The sequence below is a fragment of the Pseudarthrobacter sp. NPDC058329 genome (assembly GCF_042879835.1).
GTDB lineage: Bacteria > Actinomycetota > Actinomycetes > Actinomycetales > Micrococcaceae > Arthrobacter.
In genome coordinates, this window is record NZ_JBHVZR010000003.1 from 77770 (window position 1) to 89795 (window position 12026).

Annotated in this window: 14 protein-coding genes; 5 read left to right on the forward strand and 9 right to left on the reverse strand. The window is 64.8% G+C overall.

The window, feature by feature from the left end; all coding sequences use genetic code 11:
- Positions 1-42: 42 nt before the first annotated feature.
- From ACFVYC_RS06430 to ACFVYC_RS06450, 5 genes are all read left to right on the forward strand, one after another.
- Complete coding sequence (locus tag ACFVYC_RS06430) at positions 43-1380, forward strand: MFS transporter (RefSeq protein WP_387548081.1); 1338 nt, start codon at positions 43-45, stop codon at positions 1378-1380.
- A 35-nt stretch (positions 1381-1415) separates the two neighbouring features.
- The gene (locus tag ACFVYC_RS06435; RefSeq protein ID WP_387548084.1) at positions 1416-2327 is read left to right on the forward strand and encodes a transketolase; all 912 of its coding nucleotides are present in this window, start codon (positions 1416-1418) and stop codon (positions 2325-2327) included.
- Positions 2324-3343 carry a transketolase family protein gene (locus ACFVYC_RS06440; protein ID WP_387548087.1) on the forward strand — a complete coding sequence of 340 codons (1020 nt, stop codon included), beginning with the start codon at positions 2324-2326 and terminating at the stop codon, positions 3341-3343. Before ACFVYC_RS06435 ends, ACFVYC_RS06440 begins: the two co-directional genes overlap by 4 nt.
- 127 nt (positions 3344-3470) lie before the next feature.
- Positions 3471-4130 (forward strand): GntR family transcriptional regulator, encoded by a 660-nt coding sequence (locus tag ACFVYC_RS06445; protein WP_387548090.1) that lies wholly within the window; start codon positions 3471-3473, stop codon positions 4128-4130.
- Positions 4131-4288: 158 nt separating this feature from the next.
- A complete protein-coding gene (locus ACFVYC_RS06450; protein WP_387548093.1) occupies positions 4289-4795 on the forward strand; it encodes a DapH/DapD/GlmU-related protein in 507 nt (168 codons plus the stop codon).
- Between the two features lie 16 nt (positions 4796-4811).
- Here ACFVYC_RS06450 and ACFVYC_RS06455 read toward each other — a convergent pair whose 3' ends face one another.
- The 9 genes from ACFVYC_RS06455 to ACFVYC_RS06495 all read right to left on the reverse strand — a co-directional run bounded on the left by ACFVYC_RS06455 (position 4812) and on the right by ACFVYC_RS06495 (position 12024).
- A complete protein-coding gene (locus tag ACFVYC_RS06455; protein ID WP_387548095.1) occupies positions 4812-5870 on the reverse strand; it encodes a HoxN/HupN/NixA family nickel/cobalt transporter in 1059 nt (352 codons plus the stop codon).
- Positions 5870-6691, reverse strand: coding sequence for an urease accessory protein UreD (locus ACFVYC_RS06460; RefSeq protein ID WP_387548097.1), 822 nt, complete (start codon positions 6689-6691; stop codon positions 5870-5872). Before ACFVYC_RS06460 ends, ACFVYC_RS06455 begins: the two co-directional genes overlap by 1 nt.
- Before the next feature lie 188 nt (positions 6692-6879).
- Positions 6880-7497: an urease accessory protein UreG gene (gene ureG, locus ACFVYC_RS06465; protein ID WP_387548100.1), complete on the reverse strand. Its 618-nt coding sequence runs from the start codon at positions 7495-7497 to the stop codon at positions 6880-6882.
- Between the two features lie 25 nt (positions 7498-7522).
- Positions 7523-8188, reverse strand: a complete 666-nt coding sequence (locus ACFVYC_RS06470) for an urease accessory protein UreF (RefSeq protein WP_387548103.1) — start codon at positions 8186-8188, stop codon at positions 7523-7525.
- Positions 8189-8401: 213 nt separating this feature from the next.
- Positions 8402-8881 (reverse strand): urease accessory protein UreE, encoded by a 480-nt coding sequence (ureE, locus tag ACFVYC_RS06475; protein ID WP_387548105.1) that lies wholly within the window; start codon positions 8879-8881, stop codon positions 8402-8404.
- Between the two features lie 32 nt (positions 8882-8913).
- Positions 8914-10686, reverse strand: a complete 1773-nt coding sequence (gene ureC, locus ACFVYC_RS06480) for an urease subunit alpha (RefSeq protein ID WP_387548107.1) — start codon at positions 10684-10686, stop codon at positions 8914-8916.
- On the reverse strand, positions 10683-11021 hold the full coding sequence (locus tag ACFVYC_RS06485; protein ID WP_387548110.1) for an urease subunit beta: 339 nt from the start codon (positions 11019-11021) through the stop codon (positions 10683-10685). The genes ureC and ACFVYC_RS06485 overlap by 4 nt, the downstream gene beginning before the upstream one ends.
- 11 nt (positions 11022-11032) lie before the next feature.
- Positions 11033-11335 (reverse strand): urease subunit gamma, encoded by a 303-nt coding sequence (locus ACFVYC_RS06490; protein WP_387548112.1) that lies wholly within the window; start codon positions 11333-11335, stop codon positions 11033-11035.
- Between the two features lie 137 nt (positions 11336-11472).
- Positions 11473-12024, reverse strand: a complete 552-nt coding sequence (locus ACFVYC_RS06495) for a cysteine hydrolase family protein (protein ID WP_387548114.1) — start codon at positions 12022-12024, stop codon at positions 11473-11475.
- Positions 12025-12026: the final 2 nt, after the last annotated feature.

Below are 12026 nucleotides of genomic sequence, written 5' to 3' on the forward strand. Positions count from 1 at the left end.
AGCGGCAGGGTTTCCTCGGTCGCTATTCGGAAGGGAACCACCATGAGCAACGAAGCTCTCAAAATGCGCGGCCAGGTGCATGGCACCAAGGACGCGAAGCGTGTTGCAGTCGGCTCAGGTGTCGGCGCCGTCATCGAGACCTACGACTTCATCGGCTTCGGCACCGCCGCTGCGCTGTATTTCGGAACTGCCTTCTTCCCCACCGGCGACCCCGTCACAGGCACCCTCGCCGCCTTCGCCACGCTCGGCGTTGGCTTCGCGGCCCGCCCCATTGGCGGAGTCATCGGCGGGCACCTCGGGGACAAGGTAGGCCGCAAGCCCGTGCTTGTGGCTTCCCTGATCCTCATGGGTGTTGCCACATTCCTCATAGGCTTGCTGCCGACCTACGAGCAGGTGGGCCTGCTGGCTCCCGCACTGCTGGTGTTTGTCCGCATCGTCCAGGGCCTTGCGTTCGGCGCTGAATGGGGCGGCGCCATCCTGATGAGCTACGAGCACGCACCCTGGAAGTCCAAGGGCAAGTACACCGGCATCGTCCAGGCCGGCTTCCCCGTGGGGCTCCTGCTCGCAAACCTCGTCTTCCTGGTGAGCGTGAACCTCGGCGGCGAACTTGCCTGGCGCGTTCCCTTCCTGGCCAGCATCGTGCTGGTGGCTGTCGGGCTGATCATCCGCGCCAAAGTCCCCGAGTCTCCGGTCTTTGACGAGGTCAAAGAGAGCGGCTCCATCGTCAAGTCCCCCATTGTCGAGGTCATCAAGACCGACTGGCGCAACATCGTCAAGGGAATCGGCCTGCGCATCGCCGAGACTGCCGGTTACGCCGTGTCCATCACCTACATGATCTCCTACCTTCACACTGAGCAACTCGCGGACAAGACCGAAACCCTCGTCGCGCTGTGCATCGCCTCCGCAATTGGCATCTTCGCTACGGCTGCCTGGGCACGGCTGACGGACCGGATCGGCCGCCGGCCGCTCTACGTCTGGTCCTGCGCTTTCGCCCTGCTCTTCGGGATCCCCATGTTCCTGCTGGTCAACACCGGCATGTTCATCGCCATCATCATCACCGTGGCCATCTCCTACGCCGTCTGCCAGAACTCCCTGGCCGGCGCCCAGGGCCCCTGGTTCCCGGAGCTCTTCCAGGCCAAGACCCGCTCCTCCGGCGCCTCACTGGCCTACCAGATCTCCGCGATGGTCTCCGGGTTCACGCCCTTCATCACCACGCTGCTGTTCGTAGCCCTGGGCTGGATGGGCCCGGCCCTGCTTTTCAGCTTCTATGCCGCCATCGGCCTCTGGGCAGCCCTGGCCACCCGGGAAACCTGGGGCAAGCGCGAACGCGAGCTTGCTGACGAAGCCACCAAAAGCACCCCCAACACGGTGAGCGTCTAATGACGCTCACGCACGAAACGAACACGGAGCCAGCAATGCCAACAGAAACCCTTCAGGACCAGGCAGCCCCCCATCAGGTGACCTCCGCCGACGTCCCACAGGACCGCATCGCTAAAATCAGCGCCGCGGCTTACCGGATCCGGCACCACGCCCTGAATATGGGCGAGGTCCAGGGCCAGGGCTATGTTGGCCAGGCGCTGGGCGCCGGGGACATGCTGGCCACGGTCTACGCCGACCAGCTCCGCTTCCGCGCCGGGGATCCGCACTGGGATGCCCGGGACCGGTTCCTGCTTTCCACGGGCCACTACGCGATCGGCCACTATGCCGCCCTCGCCGAAGCCGGAATCGTCCCGGTGGAGGAGCTGGAGACGTACGGTTCTGACGATTCACGGCTGCCGATGTCCGGGATGTCCACCTACACCCCGGGCATGGAAATCTCCGGCGGCTCCCTGGGCCACGGCCTGACCATCGCCGTCGGCATGGCCCTGGGCCTGCGCTACCAGGGCTCCAACGCCCGGATTTTCAACTTCCTCTCCGACGGCGAACTTGACGAGGGCTCCACGTGGGAAGCCGCCATGGGCGCACACCACCACCAGCTGGGCAACCTGACAGCGATGGTGGACATCAACGCCCTGCAGGCGGACGGGAAAACGGACACGGTGCTGCGCACCGAGCCGGTCACCGAGAAGTGGGAATCGTTCGGCTGGTACACCCAGCGCGTGGACGGCAACGACGTCGGCGCGCTGCTGGCAGCGTTCGACAACGCAGCCGCCCAGGCCGCCGCCGTCGGACGCCCCTCCGTGATCCTCTGCGACACCAAGGTGGGCCGCGGCGTCCCGCTTCTGGAGAACCGCGAAAAGGCGCACTTCATGCGCATCGAAGAAAACGAGTGGCAGACCTGCCGCGAGCAGCTCACCGCCGGATACGAAGGAAAGGCTTCAGCATGAGCACCACCACCGAGGCCCCCGACACAACAACAGCGGCCAAGCCGAAGCTGAAGACCTCGGCGATGATCGCCTCCTTCGCCGACCCGGACCAGAAAACCAGCTCCGCCCCGTTTGGGCACGCGCTGGTGAAGGCCGCGCAGGAGAACGACAAAATCGTCGGCCTCACCGCGGACCTCGGCAAGTACACCGACATGCACATCTTCGCCAAGGCCTTCCCGGAGCGGTTCTTCCAGATGGGCATGGCCGAACAGCTGCTCTTCGGCGCCGCGGCCGGCCTGGCCGAAACCGGGCTAGTGCCGTTCGCGTCCACCTACTCCGTGTTTGCCGCCCGCCGCGCCTATGACTTCCTGTGCCTGGACGCGGCCGAGCCCAACCTGAACGTGAACATCGTGGGCGGCCTGCCCGGCCTGACCACCGGATACGGCCCCAGCCACCAGGCCACCGAGGACATGGCGATCTTCCGCGGCATGCCCAACCTGACCATCGTGGACCCCTGCGACTCCATCGACATCGAGCAGGCAGTGCCGCAGCTGGCCGCGTCCGAAGGGCCCACCTACCTGCGTCTGCTGCGCGGCAACGTGCCCACCGTCCTCGATGAATACGACTACACGTTCGAGCTCGGCAAAGCCAAAGTGCTGCGCGGCGGCAACGACGTCGTCTTCATCTCCTCCGGCCTGATGACCATGCGGGCCCTCCAGGCAGCCAAGGCGCTGGCGGCACACAACGTCGATGTCGCCGTCGTGCACACCCCCACCATCAAGCCGTTCGACGCCGCCACCGTCCTGGCCGAGATCAACACCGACCGGCTCGCCGTCACCTTGGAGAACCACTCCGTGGTGGGCGGCCTGTTCGAGACTGTAGCCTCCGCCGTCGTCACCGCCGGAATTGGCAAGCGCGTTGTCCCGGTCGCGCTCCCGGACCAGTTCCTCGACGCCGGCGCCCTGCCCACCCTCCACGACCGCTACGGCCTCGCCGTGGACCGCATCGTGGCGAAGGTACTCGCCGAACTCGGCTAGGCGCACGCCTCAGACAAACGGAGCAAACGCAGAAAGCACGGCACCAGCCCAACCCGGCGCCGTGCTTTCTGCCGTACTATCGAACTACGACTGTAAACAGTCAACTTACGACATTAAGGTAGAAGCCATGGCCGGAGTGACAGCCCCGCTGCTCGGACTGCAAAAGAAGAGCCTGCGCGAGCAGGCGCTCTCGGCCCTGAGGACCGCCATCACCAGTGGCGAACTGGCTCCGGGCCGGCACCTGGTGGAAACAGAACTGTCCGAAATGCTGCAGATCAGCCGGGGAACCCTGCGTGAGGCCTTGCGCCAGCTTGAACAGGAGGGCCTGCTGTCAGCCGGGCCCCGCGGCCGGCTCTCGGTCCGGCACCTGGACGAAAAAGAGATCCGCGATATTTTTGCCGTTCGGGCAGCCCTTGAATCCTTGGCCGCACGGACCCTTTGCGAGCTCCCTGACCGCGCTCACGTGATCCAGTCCCTGCACCAGACCATCGATGTTATGGAGGCGGCGCAGGAGGCATCGCTGGAGGAGCGCATCGAATCCGACATGGAGTTCCACCGTACTCTGTGCCGGTTGACCGGCAATGAAACCCTTCTCCACTCCTGGGAGTCGCTGGAAGGCTCGATCCGGATGTCCATCATGTTCGGCGGCCTGGAAAAGGGCGTCAAGAACATGAGCGTTGACCGTCACCGTGAGATCGTGGCGGCCATCGAAACCGGTGATGCGTCGCTTTCCCGAAAGACCATCCGGGCGCATATGGATAATGCCGCCGCCAACCTCGTGGCCTAGTCAGGACTTTGCCGCGCCGCGTTGCACGCGGTTCTGCGCCGTTTGGCCGCCTTTCAGCGCGCACCGGGTGAAACATGCGTGTGCCCGGGAATCCATTTGAGTTGTGCACCGTTAACTGAATGTGCGGGAAAGTGCCGCGCATTCGAACGAGGGATTCCATGAACGCGAAGTATGTCTCAGTTGAAGACGATGCCGGCAAGGTCACCCGTTATGTCCGCCATGCCAACGGCGGCGGCCTGACCGCTCCCGGTGCATCCGTGGCGGAAAACACACGCATCGGCCCCATGACCTATGTGGAGCCCGGCGCCCGGATCGGCTCAGGGTGCCGGATCGGCCACGGCAGCTGGATCGACCGTGATGCCACTATCGGCGACCGTGCCGTTATTGGCGACGGCGTCAGGATCGGCCGGGGAACAGTGATCGGCAACCGGGTGCACATCGGCAGCCACTCGCGGATCGGCTCCAGCGTCCTTATCGAGCATGGGGTTCACCTGCACGCGGACAGCGCGGTTCCCGACGGCGGCCACGTTCCGTTGGGCTCCACCGCACGGCTTCCCGAGCGGGCGAAGGCACCCGAGCGGCCGAAGGTTCCCGCGGGAGTATCGGTTCCGTCGGCAGTGAAGGACCGTGCGCAGCGGAGGAGCAAAGGCCGGATGGCCGCGTGACTATGGGCCAGCCGAACTAGTACTGCTGCCGCGAACTGCCCCGCGGCCGAACCCTGAACGCCGCCGCACCCCAGACGGCCAGCATCAGCGCCACCAGCAGCAGGCCCGCGTCACCCGGGTCTATGGATCCCAGCCACACCGTCAGGGGGTCCTCCAGCGCGAAGGCGGCGTTGAGGAACCCGCCCAAGGTGATCACGGCGATAAACAGTGCTGACACCGCCGAGATCCCCGTCACCAGGGCGTTGAAGCCCAGTTTCCGCTGCGGGTCGTCAAGCGCGGAGCGGTACATCCGCATCATGGCTATCCCGTTGATCGAGTCGCACAGGGTCATGGCGGCGGTGAAAGCGAGCGGCAGCGCCAACAGGGCGAACGGCGGCACGCCGGCGAGCGACGCCGCCGTCGTCATCATGAGCAGGCCGATGGTGGTGGCGGTGTCGAAACCCAGCCCGAACAGGAAGCCGATCACATAAATGTTCCGCGGCCGGCGCACCCTGGACAGCGGCCGGGCGAGCAGTTGTGCCACCAGTCCCTTCGGTTCAAGGTCCAGGGGATCGATCGCGGCACCGGTCCGCGCCCGCTGGTAGGCCAGGGCCGAGCGGGCGAAGGCCGAGCCGTTGAAGAGGCCCAAGGCCAGCAGGAACAGGCAGGAAACACCGCTGCCGATCAGCCCCAGCACCAGGTTTCCGGCGGATCCGTCTTTCATGAACTCTCCTGCCACAGCGGCGCCGCAGATGACCAGCACGCCTGCCAGCGTCACCACCGAGCTATGCCCGAGGCTGAAGGCGAAGCCCACGCTGACCGGATCCTGGCGGTTCGCCACGAACTTGCGGGTGGAGTTGTCGATGGCCGCGAGGTGGTCCCAGTCGTAGCTGTGCTTCACTCCTGCGAGGTAAGCAGTCAGGATCAGGCCCCAAGTGAGGGCCTGCACGCCGCTGCCTGCATTGCCTGCGAGCAGAAGTACGACGGCGGCGGCATGCAATGCCGTCACCGCACCAAACATGCACAGCAAGCGGGTCCGCAGCGGCAATGCTTCCCGCCCGCGGTAAAGGGTAGTGATGCTCGTAAGGGCGGTCATCAGTGTTTCCTCAAGTTCAGTGGTTCCTGGCTGTGCCACCGCTTCCGGAGGAGGGCGGTGCAGGCGCCAAGGAGGAGATTCAGTTCCCCCGTGCTGTTCGACAGTGCGCGCAGGACCAGCCCGGTGGTTCCCGCGATGCTGCGGGTCAGCGAGAGTCCGGTCAAGGCATCGTGTGTTGACGTCACCTGATGCAGTTCATCGGCGAGCGCCTGGTCCACGCGCGGATCCACCACGATCAGGGAACCGAGGTGGCTGAAGCCCTCCATAAACCCCAAACCCGTGACATCCCCGGAAGGCGGCCGGATCAGCAGGTTGTCGAGGGCAAGCAACTGGCTGCCGTCCTCCGTTTCGATATGAATTTCGTTCCGCAACCGCAGTTCCTCATACCGGAAGGCCGCGCCGTCGGGAGACCACCCTGGCGTCACCACCTCAGCCATCACCAAGCACGACGACGGCCGGACAGTGATGTGCGTCCGTTGCCGGTAGCTCGCCTCCCGGTAAGCGATGAGCTGGTCAGGCATCAACTCCAACCGGGCACGGTCCCCCAACTGGACAACCATCCGCTGCTCAGCAAAAGACCCAGGAGTCCGATAAACCTTCGTAGCGGACTGCGTGGTCAGGAGGAGTTCGGCACCCTCCTGGACTTCTACATCAAGAAGGAAGAGGTCCGCCCCAAGATAAGCCCCGCCAGGATTAACAACGACAAAGCAGACCTGCCCGGACTCATCCAAATAGTGAGGCCTAAGTACCCGAAGAGCACCCTCATGAAATTGCCAGGACGCAATGGACTTGCCCTCCCGCACGCTGATGTCAAGCTCCAAGCGGCCTCTAACTGGGCGATCAGCGGACGCGGATGAAGGGGGCCGCGGCGTGGCGGCACTCGTGAGGGGCCCCCTGGCGCGAGGGCCCCGATCCGAGCTTGCGAGGATTGGGAGCGCCTGGGGACGGGCACAGCCCCCTTCATCCGCGGACGCCGCCCATGGTGGGCCAACGACGGAACTGATGGACGTCACGGCATCAGGTCGAGCATCAGGACATCGCGCCGCACCCATGCGATGACGGCGTCGAGCCCTTCATCCGTCTTCAGGTTCGTGAAGCAGAACGGCTTAGCCCCGCGGAACTCCTTGGAATCCCGTTCCATGACTGACAAATCCGCGCCGACGTGTGGTGCGAGGTCAGTTTTGTTGATGATGAAGAGGTCGGACTTGATCATGCCCTGCCCGGCTTTGCGGGGGATTTTTTCGCCCTGGGCCACATCGATGATGTAGATGGAGAAGTCGACGAGTTCGGGGCTGAAGGTGGCGGAGAGATTGTCGCCGCCGGATTCGACGAAGATCACCTGGAGGTCGGGGTGGCGGGCTTTGAGTTCCTCGATGGCGGCGGTGTTCATGGAGGTGTCTTCGCGGATGGCGGTGTGCGGGCAGCCGCCGGTTTCGACGCCGATGATCCGGTCTTCGGGGAGGATGCCGTTGGCGGCGAGGATTTTGGCGTCCTCGATGGTGTAGATGTCGTTGGTGATGGCGGCCATTGAGATGCTGCCGCTCATATGCCGGGTGAGGCGCTCCACGAGTTGGGTCTTGCCGGCACCGACCGGGCCGCCGATGCCGATTTTGATGGGTTCAGTCATTTTTCCTCCTGAATAAGAAGCACAGTTAGCTCATGAACATCCGGGCACGCTGCCGTTCGTGCCGCATTTGCGAAATTTCGAGTCCGGGACTGACGGCCCCGAAGTCGTCCGGCGTGAGGTGCGGGATCCGTTCGACGGCGGCAGCGACGTCGTCGGCCGCTTGCCTAAGCAGCCGCTGCCCTGCGTTCTGGCCCAGGGGGATGGCGCGGACGGCGTTCTGCGTCAGGGACATGACGGTGGCGAAGAGGTAGGCGGCGAGTGCTTCCTGTAGCGGGACGCCCAGTGAGCGGGCGACGACGGCGAACGCCAGCGGCTGATGCCCGCAAGCAACTCCCCGCGCCACCAAGCCCCGGTACAGGTCCAGCTGAGGCGAAGGGAACACCTCCGCCCCAATATCGAGCAACCGCAAGCCCATCTTCACACTGGCCTCACGAACCTGCCGAGGTAAAAGCGAAGCAGACAACAGACCGTCGAGTTCAAGGACATCAACGCCCTCATAGAAGAACCGAACAGCCAACCCATCCGAATAGGTCAACTGCTGCCCGATAAAGGCAGACAACCACGCCCCAAAGGAAGCCTCATCAGCGACCACGCCGCCGTCGACATAAGTCTCAAACCCCAGGGAGTGAGCAAAGGCCCCAGTAGGAAGAGCGGAGTCAGTAAGCTGCTGCAGCGCCAACTGATAGCTCATGACGGGCACCTCGAATAGGCGCGGCGGGCATCGAACTCAGCGGAGGCGGGTGAAGGGGGCTGCGGTGTGGTGGGCACCGCGGGGGGCCCACTGGCGCGAGGGCCCCGACCGGAGCTTGCGAGGGTTGGGAGCGCCTGGGGACGGGCACAGCCCCCTTCACCCGCTGGAGCCAGCACAGCGCTGCCAGCCGTCGCACCCCAGGTGACGCTGATACTAGTGCGAGTGCTCAGCATGGCGGAAAGGCACAGGCATCACGCGTTCCTGGCGGGTATAGGGCACGGCAGTGTGGCTGAGGTAGTCCTCGACGGTGTGGTCGTAAGCGCACACCATGACGTCCGCCCCGTACTCCGAAGCAGCGTCGAAGAACTGTGCCTGGAGGTGCCGGTTGCCGAGGGAGTGGGCCACGACGCCCATTTCGTGGATGGTCCGCGGCGCGACCACCAGGACGTCGGTGGGCAGCACGGACACCACGATCATGTTGGACCCGGCCACGTGCAGGATGTCGCCGTCGCGCAGGTCTCCGGCGCCGGAGGGCAGCCGGATGCCGATCTCCTTGCCGTGGTCGGTGGTGGCGCGCTGGATGCGTTTGACCAGCTGGGCGCTGGGCAGCACCACTTTCTCCTGGTGCAGGTTGGCGTAGGCCTGCGGGTCCGGAAGTTCATGCAGGTTGCCGAGGATTTTTTCGATGATCACGTGGCGCTCCAGTCAGGTTCGGAAAGGGCGGGTCAGAAGAGGAAGTAGCGCTGGGCCATGGGCAGCACGTCGGATGGCTCGCAGGCGACGTCCTCGCCGTCGACCGTTACCTGGTAGGTTTCCGGGTCCACCTGGATGTCCGGGGTGGCGTCGTTGTATTTCAGGTCGGCTTTGGTCAGCGTCCGGATCCCCGAGACGGGGCGGATGATTTTCTCCAGCCCCAACTCGTGGGGCACACCGGCGTCGATCGCTGCCTGGGACAGGAAGGTGATGGAGGATTGCTGGACCGCTTTGCCGAAGGCGGCGAACATCGGGCGCATGGTGCGCGGCTGCGGGGTGGGGATGGAGGCGTTGGCATCGCCCATGAGGGCGTAGGCAATCTGTCCGCCTTTGAGCACCAGTTCCGGTTTGACGCCGAAGAACGCAGGATCCCACAGCACCAGGTCCGCGAACTTGCCCACCTCCACGGAGCCGACGGAGTCCGCAATGCCCTGCGCAATGGCCGGGTTGATGGTGTACTTGGCCACGTAGCGCTTGAGCCGGAAGTTGTCGCTGCCCGGGCCCAGGCCCACCGCGGAACCGTGCACGCCGGCTGCTTCGTCCCCGCGGGGGTCCATCAGCACGCCCCGCTGCTTCTTCATTTTGTCAGCCACCTGCCACGTGCGGGTGACCACTTCGCCCACGCGGCCCATCGCCTGGGAGTCGGAGGACGTGATGGAGAAAATGCCCAGGTCCTGCAGGACGTCTTCGGCCGCGATGGTTTCGGCGCGGATCCGGGAATCGGCGAAAGCCACGTCCTCGGGAATATCCGGGTTGAGGTGGTGGCACACCATCAGCATGTCCAGGTGCTCTTCGATGGTGTTGCGGGTGTACGGCAGCGTGGGGTTGGTGGAGGCCGGCAGGACGTTGGGCATCCCGGCGATGCGGATGATGTCCGGGGCATGCCCGCCACCTGCCCCTTCGGTATGGAAGGTGTGGATGACGCGGCCGTTGATGGCGCGGATGGTGTCCTCCACGAAGCCGCACTCGTTCAGGGTGTCGGTGTGGATGGCCACCTGGACGTCGTATTCGTCGGCAACGGTGAGGGAGGTGTCGATTGCGGAGGTGGTGGAGCCCCAGTCCTCGTGGACCTTCAGCCCGATGGCGCCGGCCCGGATTTGCTCGGCCAGGGGTTCGACGGCGGAGGCGTGGCCTTTGCCGAACAGGCCGATGTTCATGGGGAAGCCCTCGGCGGCCTGCAGCATCCGCTGGATGTGCCACTTTCCGGGCGTTACGGTGGTGGCCTTGGTGCCTTCGGCCGGGCCGGTGCCGCCGCCGATCATGGTGGTGATGCCGCTGGTCAGCGCGGCGGGGATCTGGTCCGGGGAGATGAAGTGGATGTGGGTGTCCACTCCCCCGGCGGTCAGGATCTTGTGTTCGCCGGCAATAATTTCGGTACTCGCCCCGATCACAATGTCCACGCCGTCGGTGATCTGCGGGTTGCCGGCTTTGCCGATCTTGAAGATGTGTCCGTCCCTGAGCGCCACGTCGGCCTTGTAGATGCCGGTGTAGTCCAGGATCACGGCGTTGGTGATGACGGTGTCCGGGACGTCTCCCCCTTGGACGTCCCCGTCCCTTGTTGCCTGTCCGTTCTGGCCCATCCCGTCGCGGATCACCTTGCCGCCGCCGAACACCACTTCCTCGCCGTACACGGTGAGGTCCTTCTCGATCTCGAGGAAGAGGTCTGTGTCGGCCAGGCGGATGGCGTCACCGGTGGTGGGGCCGTAGAGGTCGGCGTATTGCCGGCGGGGAATCTCGAAGCTCACGCGCCGTCCCCTTCCAGGCGGGTGCCGCCGTCGAGCTTTCCGTTGACCGCATTGCCCAGCCCAAAGACTTCGCGGGTGCCGGCAAGCTCGATCAGCCGCACGTTCCGGGAGTCCCCCGGTTCGAACCGTGCCGCCGTGCCGGCGGGGATGTCCAGGCGCCGGCCGTAGGCTGCCTCCCGGTCGAAGGCAAGGGCGGCGTTCGCTTCGGCGAAGTGGAAATGTGAGCCCACCTGCACAGGCCGGTCACCAGTATTAACCACGACGACGTCGATCGCGTCCCTGCCCGCGTTCACCATCACCGGTTCCGGCCGGAGGACGTACTCTCCTGGAATCATTGCCTGCCCCTTCAGCGGATGGGATCGTGGACGGTGACGAGCTTGGTGCCGTCCGGGAACGTGGCCTCGATCTGCACGTCGTGGATCATTTCAGGCACGCCTTCCATAACGTCCTCCCGGCTCAGCAGGGTAGTGCCGTAGCTCATGAGCTCGGCAACGCTGCGTCCGTCACGGGCACCCTCGATGAGCTCGTAACTGATGATGGCCACGGATTCCGGATAGTTGAGCTTGAGTCCGCGGGCCTGGCGCCGCCGGGCGAGGTCGGCCGCCACTACAATCAGCAGCTTTTCCTGCTCACGTGGCATCAGATGCATGGGGGTCCCTTCGACGGCCAGCGGACGGCGTGGAACCCACAGTAGGTGGCAGACGTTTCCGCCACATTTCAGTTTTGTTATCCGCGGCTCTCCATTCCCGGCCAGGTCACGTACCCCTTGCCCCGGCGGCGGGTTGCTCAGTGGTTGAGGCGGGCCAGGATCTCGTCACTGGACTGGACGGGCTGGCGGTAAGTCGTGGACAGGATGCGCAGCATGTCCGCAGCATCCTGGCTGTCCTCCGAGGCCATGGCGTCTTTGGCATAGGTGACACGGATGTTGTGGGCGAAGGCGTCAGCACCGGTTTGGGCGATGCAGTTGTGGGTGGAGACGCCGGCGAGCACCACCTCGTCCGCACCCCAGTTGCGGAGGCGGGCGAGCAGGTTGGTCCCTATGAACGCGCTGTCCCGGGTCTTGTTCAGCTGGGGCAGGCCGTCAATAGCCAGCCCGGGCACCGCCTCCGCCTGCTTGCTGCCGCGGAAGATAAAGCCCTGGTCGTCGTCGAGCATGTTCAGCGTCCAGGTGGATTTGTCCCGCTCGTGCTCCGTGCCCACCATCAGCGCCTTGTGGCCACCGGCTTTGAAAGCCTCAAGCAGCCTGTTGCAGGATGCCACCAACTGCTCCTGCTGCGCTGCCAGTTCCGGCGCCTCGAAATAGGCGTTCTGCATGTCGATAACAAGAAGTGCAATCATGT

Bases quoted from the DNA above. Each gene is read 5' to 3' on its own strand.
- ACFVYC_RS06430 (WP_387548081.1), top strand. From the start codon at position 43: ATGAGCAACGAAGCTCTCAAAATGCGCGGCCAGGTGCATGGCACCAAG.
- ACFVYC_RS06435 (WP_387548084.1), top strand. From the start codon at position 1,416: ATGCCAACAGAAACCCTTCAGGACCAGGCAGCCCCCCATCAGGTGACC.
- ACFVYC_RS06440 (WP_387548087.1), top strand. From the start codon at position 2,324: ATGAGCACCACCACCGAGGCCCCCGACACAACAACAGCGGCCAAGCCG.
- ACFVYC_RS06445 (WP_387548090.1), top strand. From the start codon at position 3,471: ATGGCCGGAGTGACAGCCCCGCTGCTCGGACTGCAAAAGAAGAGCCTG.
- ACFVYC_RS06450 (WP_387548093.1), top strand. From the start codon at position 4,289: ATGAACGCGAAGTATGTCTCAGTTGAAGACGATGCCGGCAAGGTCACC.
- ACFVYC_RS06455 (WP_387548095.1), bottom strand. From the start codon at position 5,870: ATGACCGCCCTTACGAGCATCACTACCCTTTACCGCGGGCGGGAAGCA.
- ureG (WP_387548100.1), bottom strand. From the start codon at position 7,497: ATGACTGAACCCATCAAAATCGGCATCGGCGGCCCGGTCGGTGCCGGC.
- ACFVYC_RS06470 (WP_387548103.1), bottom strand. From the start codon at position 8,188: ATGAGCTATCAGTTGGCGCTGCAGCAGCTTACTGACTCCGCTCTTCCT.
- ACFVYC_RS06485 (WP_387548110.1), bottom strand. From the start codon at position 11,021: ATGATTCCAGGAGAGTACGTCCTCCGGCCGGAACCGGTGATGGTGAAC.
- ACFVYC_RS06490 (WP_387548112.1), bottom strand. From the start codon at position 11,335: ATGCATCTGATGCCACGTGAGCAGGAAAAGCTGCTGATTGTAGTGGCG.
- ACFVYC_RS06495 (WP_387548114.1), bottom strand. From the start codon at position 12,024: ATGATTGCACTTCTTGTTATCGACATGCAGAACGCCTATTTCGAGGCG.